Origin of the sequence: Mesorhizobium sp. M4A.F.Ca.ET.090.04.2.1 (assembly GCF_003999085.1) — a bacterium.
Classification (GTDB): Bacteria; Pseudomonadota; Alphaproteobacteria; order Rhizobiales; family Rhizobiaceae; genus Mesorhizobium.
Genome location: NZ_RZOT01000844.1, coordinates 1 through 1416 on the forward strand (window position 1 = coordinate 1; position 1416 = coordinate 1416).

At 68.4% G+C, this 1416-nt stretch carries 2 protein-coding genes; both read right to left on the reverse strand.

What is annotated here, in order from left to right; genetic code table 11:
* On the reverse strand, window positions 1-745 hold a 745-nt coding region (locus tag EN781_RS32505), incomplete at its 3' end, for a DUF4175 family protein (protein WP_127400721.1).
* Window positions 746-858: 113 nt separating this feature from the next.
* Window positions 859-1416, reverse strand: a 558-nt coding sequence (locus tag EN781_RS32510; RefSeq protein ID WP_127400722.1) for a pyridoxal-phosphate dependent enzyme, incomplete at its 5' end; no start/stop codon positions are given.

Here is a 1416-nt window from a genome sequence, read left to right on the forward strand (position 1 = left end):
AGCTCAGCGTCTCCTCGCCCGAGCCACCGGTGACGCGCAGCGAGACATCGCTGCCCTGCGGCACGGTGAAGGTGGCGGCCGCCTGGTTGGCGTCGGCGGTGAGGAAGAGCGGCGGCTTGCCGGTATAGGCAGGTGGCGTCACCCAGGCGTCGATGCGCGGCGGAACGGCGTCGCGCGCGGCGCGGGCGACGAAGCCGTCGCTTATCCGGCCGCCTGACGGACCGAAGGAGAAGGCGAAGGCGGTGACCAGGAGCAGCGCCGCGACGGCGCGCAGGCCCCAGCGGTCGCGCTCCGGAACGCGTGCGCGCGGCCGGTCGGCGCCAAGACTGCCCAGCCGTTCAGCCATGCGCTTCTGGTGTTCGCGCCAAAGCGCCTGCGAGAAAATGCTTTCCTGACCGCTCGGGCGGTCGGTCTGCACCTGCACCGGGCTATGCAGCAGTTCATTGGCCGCTTCGATGCGCCGGTCGATCTCGGCTGCCGTCGGCAAGCGGAAGACGCTCAGCGGGTAGAGCGCTGCGAGGGCGGCTATGGCGAAGACAATCAGCACGCCGATGCGCGCGACGTCGGGCAGAAGCGGGAACAGGCCGAGCCAGGAGATGCTGAGGAACAGGCCGGCAAGGATGAGCAGCGGCAAAAGCAGCGGCCAGCCACGCTCGACCACCATGGAGGACCGCGTCGCCAGCCGGCTCAGGGCAAGACGCCCGGCCAGGCCACGATTGCCGCTGGAAGTGGGTCGTTGCGTCATCGGCCTTCCTGTCCGGGCGGGATGGCCCGAACCTCAGGACTAGAAGTGTACCAGCAAACACGGCAAAGGCGAGGCGGGTTCCAAAAACGTGAACCGTTCTTTCCGCTTTATGGTCAGAATTTTGCGGGGTCGGTGTTGGAGCCGCAGACCAGAACCGCGATGCGCTCGCCCGGCGAGGGCTGGTAGCGGCCGGAGAGCACCGCCGCGAAGGCCGCGGCACCGCCCGGCTCGGAAATGATTCGCACCCGGTCCCAGAGCGCCTTCTGCGCGGCGACGATGTCATCGTCGCTGATCAGGAGCGAACGCTCGACATAGGCCTCGGCGATCGGGAACATCATCTCTCCCACGCGCTTGGGTGCCAGAGAATCGGCGGCTATGCCTTCGGCTGGCGCATCGACTGGCCGGCCTGCCTCGAAGGCGCGATAAAGCGTCGGCGCGCCCTCCGGCTCGACGGCGATGATCCTGATGCGACCGGCGAACCAGGCGGCGATGCCGCCGATCAGGCCGCCGCCGCCGACGGCGACCAGCAGCGTGTCTATTTCCGGCAGATCGGCCTCGATCTCGAGGCCGAGTGTGCCTTGCCCGACCAGCGTTTCCTCCTGGTTGAAGGCATGGATCTGCAGTGCGCCGGTGCTTGCGGCAAAGTCCTCGCTGGCGGCCAGCGCCTCGGC